The sequence below is a fragment of the Acidovorax sp. M2(2025) genome (genome assembly GCF_049330835.1).
In the GTDB taxonomy this organism is placed as follows: Bacteria; Pseudomonadota; Gammaproteobacteria; order Burkholderiales; family Burkholderiaceae_C; genus Acidovorax.
Genome location: NZ_CP186262.1, coordinates 4,321,249 through 4,340,222 on the forward strand (window position 1 = coordinate 4,321,249; position 18,974 = coordinate 4,340,222).

18 protein-coding genes are annotated in these 18,974 nt (G+C 68.5%); 5 read left to right on the forward strand and 13 right to left on the reverse strand.

Features of this window, described 5'->3' with window-relative positions; translation table 11 throughout:
* The first annotated feature begins 71 nt into the window (after window positions 1-71).
* Complete coding sequence (locus tag ACOYR3_RS19825; RefSeq protein ID WP_422844011.1) at window positions 72-1,784, forward strand: NAD(P)/FAD-dependent oxidoreductase; 1,713 nt, start codon at window positions 72-74, stop codon at window positions 1,782-1,784.
* Between the two features lie 10 nt (window positions 1,785-1,794).
* On the opposite strand, the gene ACOYR3_RS19830 is transcribed toward ACOYR3_RS19825, so the two are convergent.
* The gene (locus tag ACOYR3_RS19830; protein ID WP_422844012.1) at window positions 1,795-2,709 is read right to left on the reverse strand and encodes a LysR family transcriptional regulator; all 915 of its coding nucleotides are present in this window, start codon (window positions 2,707-2,709) and stop codon (window positions 1,795-1,797) included.
* Between the two features lie 84 nt (window positions 2,710-2,793).
* On the opposite strand from ACOYR3_RS19830, the gene ACOYR3_RS19835 reads away from it, so the two are divergent.
* Window positions 2,794-3,627, forward strand: coding sequence for a dienelactone hydrolase family protein (locus tag ACOYR3_RS19835; RefSeq protein ID WP_422844013.1), 834 nt, complete (start codon window positions 2,794-2,796; stop codon window positions 3,625-3,627).
* A gap of 21 nt (window positions 3,628-3,648) precedes the next feature.
* Here the strand turns inward: ACOYR3_RS19835 and ACOYR3_RS19840 are convergent, their stop codons facing one another.
* Window positions 3,649-4,992 (reverse strand): amidohydrolase, encoded by a 1,344-nt coding sequence (locus ACOYR3_RS19840; RefSeq protein WP_422844014.1) that lies wholly within the window; start codon window positions 4,990-4,992, stop codon window positions 3,649-3,651.
* Window positions 4,993-5,112: 120 nt separating this feature from the next.
* Here ACOYR3_RS19840 and ACOYR3_RS19845 point away from each other — a divergent pair, with 120 nt between their 5' ends.
* Window positions 5,113-6,198: a GlxA family transcriptional regulator gene (locus tag ACOYR3_RS19845; RefSeq protein WP_422846626.1), complete on the forward strand. Its 1,086-nt coding sequence runs from the start codon at window positions 5,113-5,115 to the stop codon at window positions 6,196-6,198.
* 26 nt (window positions 6,199-6,224) lie between these two features.
* On the opposite strand, the gene ACOYR3_RS19850 is transcribed toward ACOYR3_RS19845, so the two are convergent.
* A complete protein-coding gene (locus tag ACOYR3_RS19850) occupies window positions 6,225-6,701 on the reverse strand; it encodes an Lrp/AsnC family transcriptional regulator (RefSeq protein ID WP_422844015.1) in 477 nt (158 codons plus the stop codon).
* 137 nt (window positions 6,702-6,838) lie between these two features.
* Between ACOYR3_RS19850 and ACOYR3_RS19855 the strand changes: the two genes are divergently transcribed.
* Window positions 6,839-7,879 (forward strand): zinc-dependent alcohol dehydrogenase family protein, encoded by a 1,041-nt coding sequence (locus ACOYR3_RS19855; RefSeq protein ID WP_422844016.1) that lies wholly within the window; start codon window positions 6,839-6,841, stop codon window positions 7,877-7,879.
* An 88-nt stretch (window positions 7,880-7,967) separates the two neighbouring features.
* Here ACOYR3_RS19855 and htpX read toward each other — a convergent pair whose 3' ends face one another.
* From htpX to ACOYR3_RS19880, 5 genes are all read right to left on the reverse strand, one after another.
* Window positions 7,968-8,849 carry a protease HtpX gene (gene htpX, locus ACOYR3_RS19860; RefSeq protein ID WP_422844017.1) on the reverse strand — a complete coding sequence of 294 codons (882 nt, stop codon included), beginning with the start codon at window positions 8,847-8,849 and terminating at the stop codon, window positions 7,968-7,970.
* 210 nt (window positions 8,850-9,059) lie between these two features.
* Window positions 9,060-9,842: a DUF3025 domain-containing protein gene (locus ACOYR3_RS19865; RefSeq protein ID WP_422844018.1), complete on the reverse strand. Its 783-nt coding sequence runs from the start codon at window positions 9,840-9,842 to the stop codon at window positions 9,060-9,062.
* Entirely contained in the window at window positions 9,827-10,879 is a 1,053-nt protein-coding gene (gene pyrC, locus ACOYR3_RS19870) for a dihydroorotase (protein WP_422844019.1), read from the reverse strand. Before pyrC ends, ACOYR3_RS19865 begins: the two co-directional genes overlap by 16 nt.
* A 142-nt stretch (window positions 10,880-11,021) precedes the next feature.
* The gene (locus tag ACOYR3_RS19875) at window positions 11,022-12,023 is read right to left on the reverse strand and encodes a Bug family tripartite tricarboxylate transporter substrate binding protein (RefSeq protein WP_422844020.1); all 1,002 of its coding nucleotides are present in this window, start codon (window positions 12,021-12,023) and stop codon (window positions 11,022-11,024) included.
* A 58-nt stretch (window positions 12,024-12,081) separates the two neighbouring features.
* Window positions 12,082-13,254: a M20 family metallopeptidase gene (locus ACOYR3_RS19880; protein ID WP_422844021.1), complete on the reverse strand. Its 1,173-nt coding sequence runs from the start codon at window positions 13,252-13,254 to the stop codon at window positions 12,082-12,084.
* 99 nt (window positions 13,255-13,353) lie between these two features.
* Here ACOYR3_RS19880 and ACOYR3_RS19885 point away from each other — a divergent pair, with 99 nt between their 5' ends.
* Window positions 13,354-14,274: a MurR/RpiR family transcriptional regulator gene (locus tag ACOYR3_RS19885; RefSeq protein ID WP_422844022.1), complete on the forward strand. Its 921-nt coding sequence runs from the start codon at window positions 13,354-13,356 to the stop codon at window positions 14,272-14,274.
* A gap of 218 nt (window positions 14,275-14,492) precedes the next feature.
* On the opposite strand, the gene ACOYR3_RS19890 is transcribed toward ACOYR3_RS19885, so the two are convergent.
* The 5 genes from ACOYR3_RS19890 to ACOYR3_RS19910 all read right to left on the reverse strand — a co-directional run bounded on the left by ACOYR3_RS19890 (window position 14,493) and on the right by ACOYR3_RS19910 (window position 18,834).
* Window positions 14,493-15,230 (reverse strand): amino acid ABC transporter ATP-binding protein, encoded by a 738-nt coding sequence (locus ACOYR3_RS19890; RefSeq protein WP_422844023.1) that lies wholly within the window; start codon window positions 15,228-15,230, stop codon window positions 14,493-14,495.
* A gap of 153 nt (window positions 15,231-15,383) precedes the next feature.
* Window positions 15,384-16,052, reverse strand: coding sequence for an amino acid ABC transporter permease (locus ACOYR3_RS19895; RefSeq protein ID WP_422844024.1), 669 nt, complete (start codon window positions 16,050-16,052; stop codon window positions 15,384-15,386).
* 1 nt (window position 16,053) lies between these two features.
* Window positions 16,054-16,812, reverse strand: a complete 759-nt coding sequence (locus tag ACOYR3_RS19900) for an amino acid ABC transporter permease (RefSeq protein ID WP_422844025.1) — start codon at window positions 16,810-16,812, stop codon at window positions 16,054-16,056.
* 110 nt (window positions 16,813-16,922) lie between these two features.
* Window positions 16,923-17,822, reverse strand: coding sequence for a transporter substrate-binding domain-containing protein (locus ACOYR3_RS19905; RefSeq protein ID WP_422844026.1), 900 nt, complete (start codon window positions 17,820-17,822; stop codon window positions 16,923-16,925).
* 115 nt (window positions 17,823-17,937) lie between these two features.
* Window positions 17,938-18,834, reverse strand: coding sequence for an amino acid ABC transporter substrate-binding protein (locus ACOYR3_RS19910; protein ID WP_422844027.1), 897 nt, complete (start codon window positions 18,832-18,834; stop codon window positions 17,938-17,940).
* Window positions 18,835-18,974 lie beyond the last annotated feature (140 nt).

Here is an 18,974-nt window from a genome sequence, read left to right on the forward strand (position 1 = left end):
TCCCGCAGCCCCCGGTAAAATCGGCGCCCCACGCCATTGCACCCGCCCGATCGACACGGGCCCGCAACACCATGATCCGACTCTCCGAAATCCGGCTGCCCTTCACCGTGGCCGAAGCCCCCGAGGCGCCCCTGCGCGCCGCTGCCGCCCAGATCCTGGGCCTGGCCGACGCCGACATCGCCCACCTGCACGTCTTCAAGCGCAGCTTTGACGCCCGCAAGGCCGACCTGCTGGCCGTGTACATCGTGGACATCACGCTGGCCCGGCCGGAGCGCGAAGCCGCACTGCTGGCAAAGTTTGCGGGCAACCCGCACCTCCAGCCCACGCCCGACATGGCCTGGCACCCCGTGGGCCAGGCCCCGGCCGAGCTGCCCCTGCGGCCCGTGGTGGTGGGCTTTGGCCCCTGCGGCATCTTTGCCGCGCTGGTGCTGGCGCAGATGGGGTTCAAGCCCATCGTGCTGGAGCGCGGCAAGACCGTGCGCGAGCGCACCAAGGACACCTGGGGCCTGTGGCGCAAGCGCGAGCTGCATGCCGAAAGCAATGTGCAGTTTGGCGAGGGCGGCGCCGGCACGTTCAGCGATGGCAAGCTGTACAGCCAGATCAAGGACCCGCGCCACCTGGGCCGCAAGGTGATGAACGAGTTCGTGAAGGCCGGTGCGCCGGAGGAAATCCTCTACGTCGCCCACCCGCACATCGGCACCTTCAAGCTGGTGAAGGTGGTGGAGAACCTGCGCGAGCAGATCATTGCCCTGGGCGGCGAGATCCGCTTCGAGCAGCGCGTGACGGACGTGATCATCGAAGGCACGGGGGAGAACCGCCACCTGCGCGGCCTGAAGGTGCTGAACCAGGCCACGGGCGAAACCACGGAGCTGCGGGCCGACCATGTGGTGATGGCCCTGGGCCACAGCTCGCGCGACACCTTTGCCATGCTGTACGAGCGCGGCGTGGCCATGGAGGCCAAGCCCTTCTCCATCGGCTTTCGCATCGAGCACCCGCAAAGCGTCATCGACCGCGCCCGCTGGGGCCGCCACGCGGGCCATCCGCTCTTGGGCGCGGCCGACTACAAGCTGGTGCACCACGCGCAAAACGGCCGCGCGGTGTACAGCTTCTGCATGTGCCCCGGCGGCACCGTGGTGGCCGCCACCAGCGAGCCGAACCGCGTGGTGACCAACGGCATGAGCCAGTACTCGCGCAACGAGCGCAATGCCAACGCGGGCATGGTGGTGGGCATCGACCCGCGCGACTACCCGCAGGACGCGCAGGCGTTTGAAACCCACCTCGGCCAGACCTACGGCGTCGAGCGGCTGGCCCCCGGGCAGTTCCACCCGCTGTCGGGCAGCGTGCTGCAGCGCCAGCTGGAATCGAATGCGTTTGTGCTGGGCGGGCGCGACTACAGCGCGCCGGGCCAGTTGGTGGGCGAGTTCATCGCGGGCAAGCCTTCGACCCAGCTGGGCAGCGTGGAGCCCTCGTACAAGCCCGGCGTGGCCCTGGGCGATTTGCACGCGGCCCTGCCCGGCTACGCCATCGAGGCACTGCGCGAGGCACTGCCCGTGTTCGGCCGCAAGATCAAGGGCTTTGACATGCACGACGCGGTGCTGACGGGCGTGGAGACACGCACCTCGTCGCCGCTCAAGATCGGGCGCGGCGAGGACCTCCAGAGCCTCAACACCCCGGGCCTGTACCCTGCCGGCGAGGGCGCCAGCTACGCGGGCGGCATCCTGTCGGCCGGTGTGGACGGCATCAAGGTGGGCGAGGCCGTCGCGCGCAGCCTGCTGGCGCGTTAGTCCAGCAGCGTTAGTCCAGCAGCACTTCCGGCCGCAAGGCGGCCGCGGGCAGGTGGCGCAGCACGGCGTCTTCAAAGGCGTGCGCCACGGAGGTCAGGGGCCGGTCGCGCCGGCGCATCAGGAACAGCTCGCGCTGCACCGCCGGCTGCAAGGGCACAAACTGCATGCCGCGCGCCGACGGGTGCGACGCCCCGAGCGCAGACAGCACCGCCACGCCCACCCCGGCCTGCGCCAGAGCCAGCTGGATGCTCAGGCTGGAGACCTCCACGCCCTGTTCCATGGGCGCCAGCAACGCGGAACCGTGCATGCGCAGCAGCTGCAGGATGCTGGTGTCGGCGCTTTCCTTGAGCAGCGGCAGCCGGGGCACGCCCTGCACGTCCGCGCGGGTGAGGCGGAAGTGGGCACGCGGCGCCAGCAGCCCCAGCGGCGCGCGCAGCAGGCGGCGGCACGCCAGCGCATCCACGTCGCCCACCGGCGAGCCGATGCCCAGGTCCGCGTCGGCCTGGCGCACCCTGCGCACGATGCCCTCGCTGTTGTCGTCCACCAAGCGCAGCCGCACGGCCGGGTGCGCGGCCTGGAACGCCCGCACGGCGCCGGGCAGCACGATGGAGCCGAACGAGCTGCCCACGGCCACCGTCACCCGCCCCCGCACGCCCTGCCGCCCCTGCGGCGCGAACATGCGCCCGGCCTCCTCCAGGTCCTCCAGCAGCCGCTTGGCCGTGGGCAGGAAGGCCTCGCCCTCCGGGGTGAGCGCCACGCGCCGCGTGGTGCGCGCGAAGAGCCGCGTGCCCAGCTGCGCCTCGAACGCGGCAATGGCGCGTGTGAGCGCCGGCTGGCTCAGGTGCAGGGCCTCGCTCGCGCGGGAGATGTTGCCCAGCGCCGCCGTGGTCACAAACAGGCGCAACTGGCGCTCGCTCAGATTCATGCGGCAGGATTATGAATGAGGCCAATGAATGCATTGGACGCATGATCCACGCGCACCTACAGTGCCCGGCAGGAGGAACCACACATGGGATTGCACCACTGGATCGCGCTGCCGCTGGCGCTGGCGCTCCCCCTGGCCTGGGGCCAGGCGCCCGCCGGCAGCACCCAGGGCTCGGCCCTGGTCCACACGCCCGCGTCGGCGCGCGCCGTCGTGGAGCAGGCGGCCGTGGTGCTGCCCGCGCAGGTCACCGGCGGGCCGGTTTTCACCGGGCGCTGGAAAGACGCCCCCACCCAGGTGCGCGAACGTGCCCCGGTGGTGGTGTTCCTGCACGGCTCCTCGGGCCTGGGCCTGCCGGCCATCGGGGAATGGCAGCAGTGGCTGGCCCGCCAGGGTATTGCCAGCGTGGCCCCCGATTCGTTTGCGCTGCCCGACCGGCTTACCTACAAGTCGCCGGTGCCGCAGGGCCTGTACGAGCAGGTCCACGCCCTGCGGCTGTCGGAGATTTCGCTGGCCGTGCAGGCGCTGGCGCAGGCCCCTTGGGCCGACCCCACCCGCTGGGTGCTGGCCGGCACCAGCGAGGGCGCCACGGCGGTGGCACGCTACCGCGGCACCGAATTTGCCGGGCGCATCGTCTACTCGTGGAGCTGCGAGGACAACTACTTCGTGCGCAGCCACGGCACCGCCCTGCCCGAAGACAAGCCGGTGCTCAACATCATCAGCCTGACCGACCCGTACTTCTCGCCCGCCAACACCTGGCTGGGCAACCCCGCGGCGCTCGGGCACTGCGGCGCGGCCCTGCGCCACCACAAGCAAGCCAGCATCGTGCTGATTCCCGGCGCGCCGCACACGGTGCTGAACCTGCCGGCGGCGCGCCACCCGGTGGCGGGCTTTCTGCGGGACGTGTTCCGGCTGCCTTGAACGGGGCCGCGGCCCCGCGGCTCAGGGCCGCTGGAGGAAGTCCACCGCCAGTGCTGCCAGGCTGCGCGCGCCCACGGGCATCTGGTCTTCGTCCAGGTCGAACAGGGGCGAATGGTTGGACGGCGCCTTGGTGAAATCCTTGCCCTTGGGCGGTGCGCCCAGCATGTAGAAGAACCCGGGCACCACCTTCTGGAATTCCGAGAAGTCTTCCGAGGCGCTGACCTTGGGAATCACCATGGTCTTGCCGCCCAGGGCCAGGTTCAGGGCCGGCAGCGAGGCCTGCGTCAGCGCGGCCGGGTTGGTGGTGACCGGATAGGCCACCGGGCCGAAGCGCACCTTGGCCTTGGCGCCGCTGGACGCCGCGATGGACTCGGCCGTCGTGGTGATGCGCTGCAGCGCCTCCTGGCGCATGCCTTCGTCAAAGGTGCGCAGGGTGCCCAGCATCTCGACCTTGTCCGGGATGATGTTGTAGCGCGTGCCGCCCTGGATCTGGCCGATGGTGATCACGGCCGGCTCCTGGCTGATATTGAGCTGGCGGCTCACCACCGTCTGCAGCCCCAGCACGACCTGGCTGGCCGCGACGATCGGGTCCACGGCGGACCAGGGCGCCGAGCCATGCCCGCCGCGCCCCTCGATCTGGATGGCGATGTTGTCCGATCCGGCCATCAGCGGCCCGCTGCGGTAGCCCACCACGCCCGAGGGCAGGTTGGCCGTGATGTGCAGGCCGTAGATGGCCTGCACGTCCTTGAGCGCGCCCGCCTCGATCATCGCCTTGGCACCGAAGCTGGGCACCTTGCCGTTGGCGTCGGGCTCCACGGGCGCACCCTCTTCCGCAGGCTGGAAGACGAACTTGACGGTGCCGGGCAGCTGGGCCTTCATGCCCGCCAGCACCTCGGCCACGCCCATGAGCATGGCCGTGTGGGCATCGTGCCCGCAGGCGTGCATCACCGGCACTTCCCGGCCCAGGTAGGTGGCCTTGGCCTGGCTGGCAAACGGCAGGCCGGTGTTTTCCTGCACGGGCAGCGCGTCCATGTCGGCGCGCAGCGCCACCACCTTGCCGGGCCGGGCGCCGCGCAGCGTGCCCACCACGCCGGTGCCGCCCACGCCGGTCTGCACCTCCATGCCCAGCTTCTTCAGGTGCTCGGCCACCAGTTGCGCGGTGCGCTGCTCCTGGCCGGAGAGTTCGGGATGGGCGTGGATGTCGCGCCGCCAGCTCACCATCTTGGGCGCAACGGCGTTCACCGCCGCCTCCAGGGTTTGCAGGCCGGCGGCGTCCAGCGCCTGGGCCTGGGCGGAGGCCGCAACAGTCAGCCCGCCCGCGGCCAGGCCGGCAGCGAGCGCGATCGAGGAGAGACGTGGGTGCATGGGCAGGTTCCTAGAAAAAAGCAGCGGTGAAAAGGAAAAGCGGAAAAGCGCTTTCCATGCTAAAAGCGGCGCGCCGCGCAAGGACACGCGAAAATGGCCATCCACCGAGCCAATACCGCCATGCCGCCGTCACCTGCGTTCTCCCCCGCCCCGGCCGCGCCGCCACCGGCCTTTTGCGTGGACATTCCGCTGCTGCCCGAATCGGCCGCCGGCAATGCGCTGCAGTTCATCGACCTTCTTCGCAGCGCCAACCTGCTGGCCCGCCTGCGCCTGGGGGCCCAGGCGCCGCGCATGGCTTGGCGGCTGGTGGACGCGCAGGGCACGCCGCTGCCGCCGGGCAGCGGCCCTCTGGCATCCTGCCTGGCCGCCTACTTCCCGGAGCAGGAGCCGGCCGGCACGCTGGCGCAGGCCCTGTTCATCCCATCGTTGCATGCCACGGACATCCCGGCCATCCGCGCCGTGGCAGCGCGCCACAGCGCCCTGTCGCGCCGCGTGGGCGTCGCGCTGGACGCCGGGCACCAGCTGCTCACGGTGGGCAACGGTGCCTGGCTGGCGGCGCACAGCGGGCGGCTGAACGGGTGCCACGCCAGCCTGCCGTGGTTCTATGTGGCGGGCTTCAAGCGCGACTTCCCTGCCATCCACCACAGCCTGGGCCGCGATTGGTCGGAGGACGGCCCGTGGCTGAGCTGCGCGCTGCCGCAAAGCCTGCACCTGCTGGCCATTGCCCTGGTGCGCCACGCGCTGGGGGACGCGCTGGCCGCCACCTGCGAAAGCGTGATGGGCCCCGACCACCAGCGCGCCCGCGCCGCGCTGCAGGCCAATGCGCAGCAGCACATCCCCGCCACGCGCGACAGCACGCTGGCCCGCGCCATCGACTGGATGGAGGCCCACCTGGACGCGCCGTACAGCCTGCCCCGGCTGGCCGAGGCCGCGGCGGTCAGCCCGCGCACGCTGCTGCGGCATTTCCAGCAGGAGCTGTCGCAGTCGCCGCTCGACTACCTGCACGGCCTGCGCTGCGCGCGCGCACGGGTGATGCTGGAGGTGACGCTGGAGAGCGTGCCCAGCATTGCCACGGCCTGCGGCTATGCCGATCCGGCGGCCTTCCGGCGCATCTTTGCGCGCTATACGGGCATGGCGCCGTCGGAATACCGCCAGCGGCACGCGCTGCGGGCTCCACGGCGGCGCTGGCGGGTGGAAATGAAGTAGCCGCCGTCAGCGGCTTGTTGGCGATCTCAGCCCAGCAGGTCCAGCACCGGCAGCCGGTGCGTGGCCTTCATCTCGCGCAGCGAGATGCTGGAGCGGATGCTGAGCACGCCCGGCAGGCGGCGCAGCACGCGGTCCACGAAGCGGCTGTAGTCGTCCAGGTCCCGGGCCACCACCTTGAGCAGAAAGTCGGCCTCGCCGGTGATGTTGTGGCAGTCCACCACATTGGGGCAGGCGCGGATGGTGCGCTCGAACTGGGCGGTGACCTCCTCGCCGTGCTGCGTGCAGACGATCTGCACGAACGCCATGACGCCGATGCCCAGCTTGCGGCGGTTGAGCAGGGCCTGGTAGCCCTCGATCACGCCCTGCTCTTCCAGCCGTTTTTGCCGCCGCCAGCACGAGGCCTCGCTCAGCGCCAGCTCTTCGGCCAGTTTGGTGTTGGCCACGCGGCCATCCTGCTGCAGCCTGTCCAGCAGGGCGAGGTCGGTTTTGTCCAGGGCATCCATGGGTGAAAGATTCCTTCAGCAGCGCGGCAGGGGGTGAAGAAGTTTATCTGCACCCCCTCCGCCCAGGCTTTGAAAATGAAAACATGCTTCACCCAATTTCCATAGACTGGAGGATTCATTCACACAGCCAGCCCATCATGAAAGCCGTCCTCTACGAACAATTCAATGCACCGCCCCGCCTGACCCAGGTGCCCGACCCCACGCCCACCGCCCACGGCGTTGTCATCCGGGTGATGGCCACGGGCGTGTGCCGCAGCGACTGGCACGGCTGGGTAGGGCACGACACGGACATTGCGCTGCCGCACGTGCCGGGCCACGAGTTCTCGGGCGTGGTGGAGGCCGTGGGCAGCCAGGTGCAGAAGTACAAGCGCGGCGACCGCGTCACGGTGCCGTTCGTGGCGGCCTGCGGGCACTGCCCGGAATGCCATGCGGGCCACCAGCAGGTGTGCGACCACCAGTTCCAGCCGGGCTTCACGCACTGGGGTTCGTTTGCCGAGTACGTGGCCATCGACCAGGCCGACCTCAACCTGGTGGCCCTGCCGCCGGGGCTGGACTTTGCCACCGCGGCCAGCCTGGGCTGCCGGTTCGCCACATCGTTTCGCGCCGTGGTGGACCAGGGCAAGACCTCGGCCGGGCAATGGGTGGCCGTGCACGGCTGCGGCGGCGTGGGCCTGTCGGCCATCATGATCGCCCACGCGCTGGGCGCCAACGTGGTGGCCATCGACATCGCCGACGACAAGCTGGCCCTGGCCCGCGCCATGGGCGCGGTGGCCACGGTGAACGCCACGCAGGCGGCCGACGTGGTGGAGGCCGTGCGCGACATCACGCGCGGCGGCGCCCATGTGTCGCTGGACGCACTGGGCCACCCCACCACCTGCTTCAACTCCATCGCCAACTTGCGCAAGCGCGGCAAGCACATCCAGGTGGGCCTGATGCTGGGCGAGCACACCACGCCGGCCGTGCCCATGAGCCGCGTGATCGCGCACGAGCTGGAGATCCTGGGCAGCCACGGCATGCAGGCCCACCGCTACGGCGCGATGCTGGCCATGATCGGGTCCGGCAAGCTCGCGCCCGAGAAGCTCATTGGCGAGAGGATCAGCCTCGCGCAGTCCATTGATGCGCTGATGAACATGGACCGCTTCGCCGTGGCCGGTGCCACGGTGGTGACGGAGTTCTAAAAAGAAAGGCCGCCACAGTGCCCTGCGGCGGACTGTGGCGGCCTGAAGGCCTAGGACTTGGGAGCGGCAACCAGCGCCGCGGCCGGCGTTACGGCTGCTGCTGCGCGTTCTGGAGCGCGGCAATGCGCTCTTCGATGGGCGGGTGGGTGCTGAACAGCTTGCCGATGCCTCCCGCGATGCCCATGGCGGCCATGCTCTTGGGCAGTTCGCCCGGGTGCATGCCGCCCAGGCGGGCCAGGGCGTTGATCATGGGCTGGCGGCGGCCCATGAGCTGCGTGGAGCCCGCGTCGGCGCGGAACTCGCGCTGGCGGCTGAACCAGGCGACGATCATCGCGGCCAGGAAGCCCAGCACGATGTCCAGCACGATGGTGGTCACGTAGTAGCCGATGCCGGGGCCGGAGCGGTTTTCGTCGTTCTTGCTCAGGAAGCTGTCCACCGCGTAGCCGATCACGCGCGACAGGAACACCACGAAGGTGTTCATCACGCCCTGGATCAGCGTCATGGTCACCATGTCGCCGTTGGCGATGTGGGCCACCTCGTGGCCGATCACGGCCTCGACCTCCTCGCGCGTCATGCCTTGCAGCAAGCCGGTGGACACGGCCACCAGCGCAGAGTTCTTGAACGCGCCCGTGGCGAAGGCGTTCGGGTCGCCCTCAAAAATGCCGACTTCGGGCATGCCGATCTTGGCTTCGGTGGCGAACTTGCGCACCGTCTCCACGATCCAGCGCTCGTCGGGCGAGCCGGAGCCGTCGATCACGCGCACGCCCGAGGTCCACTTGGCCATGGGCTTGCTGATGAGCAGCGAGATGATCGCGCCGCCAAAGCCCATCACCAGCGCGAAGCCCAGCAGCGCGCCCAGGTTCAGGCCGTTGGCCGTGAGGTAGCGGTTCACGCCCAACAGGCTGGCCACCACGCCGAGCACGACGACGACGGCCAGGTTGGTCATCACAAACAAGAGGATCCGCTTCATGGACTGAGTTCTCCGTGGGGTCAACAACAAAAGGTATTCGCTGGTCCAAATGGGGGCCGGGCGGCGCGCTTCAAGCCGGGGCGCCGTTGCGCCGCAGTGCCAGCAGGCCGGCCCTGTCCTCCAGACTGGCCGCGATTTCATCGCGCAATGGTAGGTGCAAACCCCTGGCGGGGCCTTATCACACAAGCCTTGTTGGGAATTAGCGCGGGCCTACGCCTGCGCGCGCGGCGGCCGGAAGACATCGGGGTCGTCATAGAAGCCCGGCGCTTCGTTGGCCGGCCACCAGCCCGGCACGCCCAGCACCGGCAGGGGCGCGAAAGGCTTGGCGGCCCAGGTGGCCGGCTGCACGTCACGGGCCAGCCAGGCATCCAGGTCTGCTATGGAAGTCATAGCTTCTGGCGCAGGATACACATGGGCTACCATGGGTTTTCGGGGTGAAACCAGTTTTTCGAGCAGCGCGTGGCCGAACAGCACCAGCCGGGCCTCGCGCCACAGCGGCCGCAGTTCCACGAACAGGCGCTGCCACTCGCGCGCCGCCAGCGCGGCCCACAGGGCGGGCGGCGCGGCCAGCACGGCGCCGTTTTCGTCGAACACCGTGATGGCGTCGCGCAGCGGGCCGCGCACGGCCCCGACACCGTCGCGCGCGATGGCCGTCGCCTGCAACTGGTTCAGGCGGCGCTTGGTCTGCGGAAACTGCCGCCACACCAGGCCGTTGAAGAAGTCGTGCAGGTTGTCGCGCGTGGGCACGCGGCGCGACTCGAAGATGAACTGTTCGTAGGCCACGCCTTCGGGCAGCTCGGCCTGGGGGGCAAAACCCACAGGTGCCGCGGCAGCATGGGAGCCGCCCAGGGCCTGGCTCACCGGCAGGCCACGCTGCACCTGCTGTGCCAGCGGCTCGCCCACCGTCCGCCAGGGCGCGAGCCAGGGGGCCGACCAATCCACGCGGCCCCACGGGCAGGAGGTGTCCGCGCCCTCGGCTAGACCAGCCGCCACGGCAGCGCCTCGCCCGCGCGCAGGGGCTTGAGGTTGGCTTCGCCAAACGCAAAACTCTCGGGCGGCGTCCACGATTCGCGGCGCAAGGTGATGGTGCCGGTGTTGCGCGGCAGGCCGTAGAAGTCGGGGCCGTGGAAGCTGGCAAAGCCCTCGAGCTTGTCAAGTGCGCCCACGCTGTCGAAGGCCTCGGCGTACATCTCCATCGCGGCGTGCGCGGTGTAGCAGCCGGCGCAGCCGGTGGCGTGTTCCTTCAGGTGCGCGGGGTGCGGCGCGCTATCGGTGCCCAGGAAGAACTTGGGGCTGCCGCTGGTGGCGGCGCGCACCAGGGCCACGCGGTGCGTCTCGCGCTTGAGCACGGGCAGGCAGTAGTAGTGGGGCCGCACGCCGCCCACGAAGATGGCGTTGCGGTTGAACAGCAGGTGGTGCGCGGTGAGGGTGGCGGCGGTGAAGCGGTCGGCCTGCTGCACGTAGTCGGCCGCGTCTTTGGTGGTGATGTGCTCGAAGACGATCTTGAGCTCGGGGAAGTCGCGGCGCAGCGGGATGAGCTGCTGCTCGATGAACACCGCCTCGCGGTCGAACAGGTCGATGTCGCTGCTGGTCACCTCGCCGTGCACCAGCAGCAGCAGGCCCGCCTTCTGCATGGCCTCCAGGGTCTTGTAGGTCTTGCGGATGTCCGTGACGCCCGCGTCGCTGTTGGTGGTGGCGCCCGCGGGGTAGAGCTTGCAGGCGACCACGCCCGCCGCCTTGGCGCGCGCGATTTCCTCGGGCGGCAGGTTGTCCGTGAGGTACAGCGTCATCAGCGGCTCGAACTGCACACCGGCCGGCACGGCGGCCAGGATGCGCTGCTTGTACGCCAGTGCCTGCTCCGCCGTGGTCACGGGCGGGCGCAGGTTGGGCATGATGATCGCGCGGCCGAACTGTGCGGCAGTGTGCGGCACCACGGTCGAGAGCGGCTCGCCGTCGCGCACGTGCAGGTGCCAGTCGTCGGGGCGGGTGATGGTGAGGGTGTTCACGGAAGTGGGGGATGCGGCGGTCATGGGCGCCATTGTCCCATTGCGCTACCCGGCACTCGCATTGCTATTATTTTAATAGCTCCTATCGCTTTCCAGATAAGCGCTGGCGGCCAATTTGACCTCAAGCCGGAGCAGAGAAACCCGGCCGGTGCACGGCCGGGGCCGTTCACTCGGCCGTGATGTGGGCCTTGCGCACCACTTCGCCAAATTTCACCATGCGCTCGGCCATCATTTTCTCGAACTGGGCGGGCGTCATCTCTTCGGGGGCGATCACGCCGCGGTCCTTGAGGTTGGCCACCATGGCCGGCGAGGTGGCCACCTGGCGCACCGCCTTGTACAGGGTCTGCACCACCGCCTCGGGCGTGCCGGCGGGCGCGGCCAGGCCGGTCCAGGAGGTGAGGTTGAGCTGCGGGTAGCCGACCTCGGCCAGGGTGGGCACGTCGGGCAGCTGGGGCAGGCGCTGGTCGGCGGCCACGGCCAGGGCACGCACCTTGCCGGACTGGATGTGGGGCAGCATGATGACCAGGTTGTCCAGGATGAACTGCACCTCGTTGCCCAGCACGGCCGTGATCAGCGGCGTGCCGCCGCGGTACGGGATGTGGGTGGTGTAGGCGCCGGTGGCCGCCTTGAACATCTCGACGTTGAGCTGCCCCATGCTGCCCACGCCGCCGCTGCCGTAGTTGAGCTTGCCGGGGTTCTTCCTGGCGTACTCCACGAACTCGGCAAAGGTCTTGAAGGGCAGGCTGCTGTGCACCACCAGCGCGTTGGGCTGGCGGCCCAGGATCGCGATGTTCTCGAAATCCTTGACCGGGTCATAGCCGATCTTGGGCTGCGTGAGCGGGTTGGCCAGGTGGCTGCTTTGCGACGACACGACCAGGGTGTAGCCGTCGGGCTTGGCGCGCGCCACGTACTGCGCACCCACCGAGCCGCCGGCGCCGGCGCGGTTCTCGACCACGATGGGCACGCCCAACACGCGCGCGAGCGGCTCGGAATACTGGCGCGCCATGATGTCCACCGACCCGCCGGGCGGGAACGGCACCACGAGCGTGATGGGGCGCGACGGGTATTTCTCTTCGGCCAGCGCACCCAGCGGCACCGCTGCGGCGGCAAGGCCCAGGGCCAGTCCGGCAGACAGGAGGTGGCGGCGGCGGGAGGATTCGGATTGCATGGTGGGGGTCTTCTCTTCAAAAAAACACGAAAAGCAGTTTTGGGCGGCAGGAGCCGGATCAGGGGTGGTCCAGCACGGCCAGCGCCACGGCCTGGGCGCGCGGCACGAAGGTGGACAGCTCGCAGTATTCGCGCTCGGTGTGCGCGTGGCCGCCCACCGGGCCGGTGCCGCACAGCGTGGGCACGCCCACCGAGGCCGTGAGGCCGCTGTCGGCCGCGCCGCCCGTGAATTCGCCCTGCACCTCGAAGCCCAGCGAACGCGCGCCGCGCTGGTACAGCGCCAGCAGTTCGCCGGGCGTGGGCTTCATGGGCAGCGTGCCGCGCGATTCGGTGATGCGGCCCTTGGTGCGGGGCACGGACTCTTCCTCGACGATGGCACGCACCCGCTCCAGCAGCGCCTCGGGATCGGTGTCGGCGGTGAAGCGCAGGTCCACCTCGGCCTTGGCGTGGGGCGCCACCATGTTGGGCACGATGCCGCCCTGCACCACGCCCACATTGGCGGTGGTGCCGGTGGCAGGGTCGGTCAGCGCGTGCAGCGCCAGCGTCTTGCGTGCCAGGGCCTCGATGGCGCTGGCGCCTGCGGCGTGGTTGATGCCGGCATGGGCCGCCACGCCCTCCACCTCGAACGCCACCACCATGGAGCCCTTGCGGCTGGTCACCAGGTTGCCGCTAACGCGGCCGGGCTCGGCATTGAACACCGCCCTGGCGCCGCGCACCTGGGCCATGATGCGATCACGCGTGGCGGGCGATCCGATCTCCTCGTCGCACGAGAAGAACAGGTGCAGCGGGCCCTTGAGCCCCCCGCACCGCGCCAATGCCTCGGCCACGAACACGTTCAGCACCAGGCCGGATTTCATGTCCGCCACGCCGGGACCGTAGGCACGGCCGTCTTCCACGCGGAACGGCCGGCGCGCCGCCGTGCCCGCCGGGTACACGGTGTCCATGTGGCCCATCAGCACGATGGGTGGCCCGGGTTCGGCACCCGGCACCTGGGCGTGCAGCAGCACCCCATAGCCGGGCACCGGCTCGAACTGCACGGCAATGCCCGCCGCCTGCAGCCGCGCGCGCAGCGCCTCGGCCACAGCCGTCACACCGGCCTCGTTGCGGCTGCCGCTGTCGATGTTGACGATCTGCTGCAACAGCTCTTGCATGGCCTGGGACTGGCCGGCCAGCCAGTCCAGAACGCGCTCACGCGCCGAGGGACGTTGTGCTTCTTCCACGGTATGCTGCATTTCTTCCGAAGTGGGCACCGCCAGGACGCAGGCCCGTTGGGTCGAAGTGTTGCACGCAGCGCAGCATTTTGCAATACGCATTTCACAATGGAGACGTAAATGCAACCACCATTGCAGACACCCGCCGACCTGTTGCCCGGGCGGCTGGCCCGCCACGGCACCGCCCTCACGGCCAGCGAGCGCGCCCTGGCCGATGCCCTGGGCCGGGACTACCCGCACGCGCTGCTGGAGTCGGCCACCGCGCTGGCCGCCCGCACGGGCACCAGCGCGTCCACCGTGGTGCGCCTGTTTGCCAAGCTGGGCTACGCCAGCTATGCCGAAGCGCAGCGCGAAGCCCGCGCGGAAGTGACCGCCCTGCTGCAGACGGCCGGCCAGCGCGCCAGCGTGACCATCGGCACGCAGCGCAGCCTGCAGCAATGTGTGGACGATGCGCTGCTGCACGACCAGCACAACATCGCCGCCACGCGCGAGGGCCTGGACATGGCGGCCTTCGAAGCCCTGGCCACCCGCATCGCGCAAGGCCCGGGCCGGGTGTTCGTGCTCGCCCAGATCAACAGCGCGCCCGTGGCCGCCTGGCTGGCACTGCACCTGAACATGTGCCGGCCCGGCGTGCACGAGCTGGGCGCAGGCGCCATCGCCGCCACCGACCAGCTGCTGTGGGTGCAGCCCGAGGACACGCTGCTGGCCTTCAGCATCCGCCGCTATGCCAGCGGCCCGGTGAAGGTGGCCCAGCGGTTCCGCGACGCGGGCGCGCAGGTGCTGGCCATCACCGACAGCCCGGCCGCGCCGCTGGCCGCCCTGGCCCACCACCGGGTGCAGGTGCGCACGTCCAATGCGTCGCCGTTCGACTCGTACACCGCCGCCTTCTTCCTGTGCAACGCCCTCGTCTCGGCCGTGGCCCAGCTGCGCCACGAGGCCGTCTCCGAAGCCCTGAAGCGGCGCGACGGCCTGTGGACGCATTTCGAGTCGCAGCTCATCGTGGACGGACCGGCGCCTGCCGCACGCCGCGGCAAGCGTTAGCCTGCAGGCCTCGACAGGCTGCCCCGCACCGCGGGCCCATGAAAAAAGCGCTCCGAGGAGCGCTTTGGTTCGCATGCAAGGTACCCCCCGCCGCACGCCACTGGCGCGGCCCGCACGCGCAGCCGCCGCGCAAGGGCCGCCCAGCCGCGCTGGCGGCGCCCCCCTTGGGGGCTCTGAGGGCCGCGGCACCAAAGCGCCGCAGGCGACTCAGGGGGTGGTCAGTGCGCCAGGATCTTGTTGAGGAAGTCCTTGGTGCGCGGCTGGCGGGCGTCGGGGTTGCCGAAAAACTCCTCCTTGGAGCAGTCCTCCAGAATGCGGCCGCCCACGTCCATGAAGATCACGCGGTTGCTCACCTTCTTGGCAAAACCCATTTCGTGGGTCACGCACATCATGGTCATGCCTTCGTTGGCCAGGCCCACCATCACGTCCAGCACTTCGCCCACCATCTCGGGGTCCAGCGCCGACGTGGGCTCGTCAAACAGCATCACGATGGGGTCCATCGACAGCGCGCGCGCAATGGCCACGCGCTGCTGCTGGCCGCCCGAGAGCTGGCCGGGGAACTTGTCCTTGTGCGCGATCAGGCCCACGCGTTCGAGCATCTTCAGCCCGCGCTTCTTGGCGTCGTCGGCGCTGCGGCCCAGCACCTTGATCTGCGCGATCGTCAGGTTGTCCGTCACCGACAGGTGAGGGAACAGCTCGAAGTGCTGGAAAACCATCCCCACGCGGCTGCGCAGCTTGGGCAGGTTGGTGCCGGGGTCGTGCAGCTTCACGCCATCCACCGTGATCTCGCCCTTCTGGAAAGGCTCCAGCGCGTTGATGGTCTTGATCAGCGTGGACTTGCCCGAACCCGACGGGCCGCACACCACCACCACTTCACCTTTGTGGATGGTGGCCGAGCACTCGTTGAGCACCTGCACCGGCCCATACCACTTGGATACGTTCTTGAGTTCGATCATTTCTCTTTCTCCAATCTCTTCTCTTGTCACTGGTCCCGGGCACTGGCCCGTCCAACCGGCGCTGCCGTCACCAGCAGACGCCGTGGAACTGGCTTTGCCAGGCCACAGGCGTCGTCCCCCTGGGGGGAAGGCGCCGAAGGCGACTCAGGGGGGCTACCGAATAATTGCGATCTTCTGGTGCAGGCGCTTGACCATCCAGGACAGCGAGTAGCACATCACGAAATACAGCACCGCCGCGGCCAGGTAGGCCTCGATGGGCCGGCCGAAGTTCTTGCCCGCCACCTCGAAGCCCTTGAGCATGTCGTAGGCGCCGATCGCGTAGACCAGCGACGTGTCCTGGAACAGGATGATGGTCTGGGTGAGCAGCACGGGCAGCATGTTGCGGAACGCCTGGGGCAGCACCACCAGCCGCATGTTCTGGCCGTACGTCATGCCCAGCGCCTGGCCGGCATACACCTGGCCGCGCGGAATGGACTGGATGCCGGCGCGCATGATCTCGCTGAAGTACGCCGCCTCGAACGCGATGAAGGTGATGATGGCCGACACCTCCGCGCCGATGGGGCGGCCGATGATGGCCGGCACCAGCAGGAAGAACCACAGGATCACCATCACCAGCGGAATGGAGCGCATGCCGTTGACGTAGAGGGTGGCCGGCACGTCCAGCCACTTGCGGCCCGACAGGCGCATGAGCGCGAGCAGGGTGCCGAACAACACGCCGCCCAGCGTGGCGATGAACGTGAGCAGCAGGCTGAAGTACAGCCCCTTGAGCACGAAGTTGGAGATCAGGTCCCAGTTGTAGAACGAAAAATCGAGGTTCATCATCTCAGTGCCCCCCGCCCGATGCGCCCGCGATGGACATGCCGGGGATGCGCGCACGCTTCTCGATGAAGGCCATGATCCGGTTGATGGCGAAGGCAGAGATGACGTACAGCGCCGTCACCGCCAGATAGACCTCGATGCCGCGCGAGGTTTCTTCCTGCGCCTGCATGGCGAACATCGTCAGTTCGGCCACCGACACGGCGAACGCCACGGACGAGTTCTTGAAGATGTTCATCGTCTCGCTGGTCAGCGGCGGAATGATGATGCGAAACGCCATGGGCAACAGCACATAGCGGTAGGTCTGGAACGTGGTGAAGCCCATGGCCAGGCCGGCATACCGCTGGCCGCGCGGCAGGGCCTGGATGCCCGAGCGCACCTGCTCGGCGATCCGCGCCGAGGTGAAGAAGCCCAGCGCCAGCACCACCAGCGCAAAGCCTGGAACGCCCCTGAGCACCGGGAACAAGCTGGGCAGCACGTGGTACCACAGGAAGATCTGCACCAGCAGCGGAATATTGCGAAACAGCTCCACCCAGGCATTGCCCAGGCGCACGATGAACGGCCGGTCCTGCAAGGTGCGCAGCGTCCCGATCACCGATCCCAGCACCAACGCCAGCACCAGTGCCAGCAGCGAAACGGACACCGTCCAGCCCCAGGCCGACAGCATCCAGTCCAGGTACGTGACGTCGCCGCCCTTGCCAAAGCAGCTTTGCACGACTTCCCGGTCCATGGTGTCCTGGCAGAACACCTGCCAATCCCAACTCATAGGAGCACCCCTTTAATTCTTGGAGGAAAAGCTGGGCAGCCCCCCTGGGCGCGCCCAACAAAAAAGCCCCTTCAAACCGGCTGGCCGAAGGGGCGCAAGCATTGTCGGAATTACTTCTTGGCGTAGTCTTCCATGGGCTTGTCGTTGGGGCTGGCCCAGGCCGCCTTGGTGGCGTCGGACATGGGCAGGCCGATCTTCACGTTGGTCGGGGGCACCGGCTGCATGAACCACTTGTCGTACAGCTTGGCCAGCGAACCATCGGCGATCTGGCGCTTGATGGAGTCGTCCACGGCCTTCTTGAAGGCGGGGTCGTCCTTGCGCAGCATGCAGGCGATCGGCTCCACGCTCAGGACTTCACCCACGATCTTGTAGTCGGCGGGGCTCTTGGACTTGGAGATGTTGGCGGCCAGGATGGAGCCGTCCATCACGAACGCGTCGGCACGGCCGGTTTCCAGCATCAGGAAGCTGTCGGCGTGGTCCTTGCCGAACACTTCCTTGAAGTCGACGCCGCCAGCGCGCTCGTGCTTGCGCAGGGTCTGCACCGAGGTGGTGCCCGTGGTGGTCGCGACGGTCTTGCCGTTCAGGTCCTTGATGGAATTGATGCCCGAGCTGGCCTTGGTGGCGATGCGCACTTCTTCCACGTAGGTGGTCACGGCGAAGGCCACGTCCTTCTGGCGGGCGGCGTTGTTGGTGGTGGAGCCGCACTCCAGGTCCACGGTGCCGTTGGTCACCAGCGGGATGCGGTTTTGCGAGGTCACGGGCTGGTACTTGATGTCCAGCTTGGCCAGGCCGAGCTGCTTCTGGATATCGTGCAGCACGATCTCACCCATCTCGGTGTGGAAGCCCACATACTTGCCGTTGCCCAGCGTGTAGGAAAGACCCGAAGACTCCCGCACCCCCAGCGTGACGCTGCCCGAGGCCTTGATCTTGGCCAGGGTATCGTTGGCCTGGGCGAATGCGCTGCCTGCAGCCAGGGCGGTCACAGCAATCGCGAGCAAATGCTTCTTCATTGGTATCTCCTTGAGTGTGAAGCGAAAGAAGGGAAATTCCGAGGAATCCTGGCGCCGGAAAAACCGGGCCGCCCGGAGTCCTCAAAAAATCAGGAACCTAGACCAGGAATGGTAGTTAGAACGGCACCTGGTCGGTAGGGTACTTCCAAAAGTCGCGCAACAGGTAACTGACCGGAAGGTTCAGCACCGTGTTGCCCGGCGGAATGGGTTTGAGGAACCACTTGTCGTAAACGGGATAGATGTCGCGGCTGGTGATCAGGCGCCGCATTTCCTCATCCACCAGCTTCTTGAATTCGGGGTCGTTCTTGGGGAGCATGATGGCCAGCGGCTCGGTGGTCATGAACCGCCCCACCACCTTGAGCGCCTTGGGGTCGGGCCGGCCCGCGGCCAGGCCGTACAGGAGCACGTCGTCCATCACGAAGGCGTCGGCCTCGCCCTTTTCCACCATCTCGACGGCCTTGGCATGGTCGGGGGCTTCCAGCAGCGTGATGCCCAGCAGGCGCTCGCGGTTGGCCTGCTCGGCGGCCTTGAGCGGCGTGGTGCCCTTGGTGGACACCAGTTTCTTGCCCTGCAGGTCTTCCACCCTGTCCACCGTGCTGGCCGCCTTCACCAGCAGCCGGGCCCCGGTAATGAAGTGGGGGATCGTGAAGGCGACCTTCTGGCGGCGCTCGGCATTGTTGGTGGTGGAGCCGCACTCGAGGTCGGCCTTGCCTTCCTCGATCATCGCAATGCGGTTGGCCGGCGTGACCGGCAGGTACTCGACCTCCATGTCCTTGCGGCCGGTTTTCTTGCGCACCACGTCGGCCAGCCGCAGGCACAGGTCGAGCGCGTAGCCCACCGGCTTGCCCGTCTGCGCATCCACATACGAGAACGGCACCGACGATTCGCGGTACGCCAGCACCAGCTTGCCGCCCGCGGCGATGCGCTCCAGCACCGACGCCTGCGCGCCCGGCGCGGCAAGGCAGCAGCTGGCAGCCAGGCTCGCGACGATTCCCCAGTGCTGAACTCTCATACGTGTCGTGGTCCGTGAATGGATCGGATATGCAACGTTCGTGCCACCATGGGGCCTTGGGAGGCGCACGCTGCGGCAGCCGACCCAGCGATGGCGCGAACTGTACGTGCCGCAACCGCGAAACTCCAATGCCGTTTGCG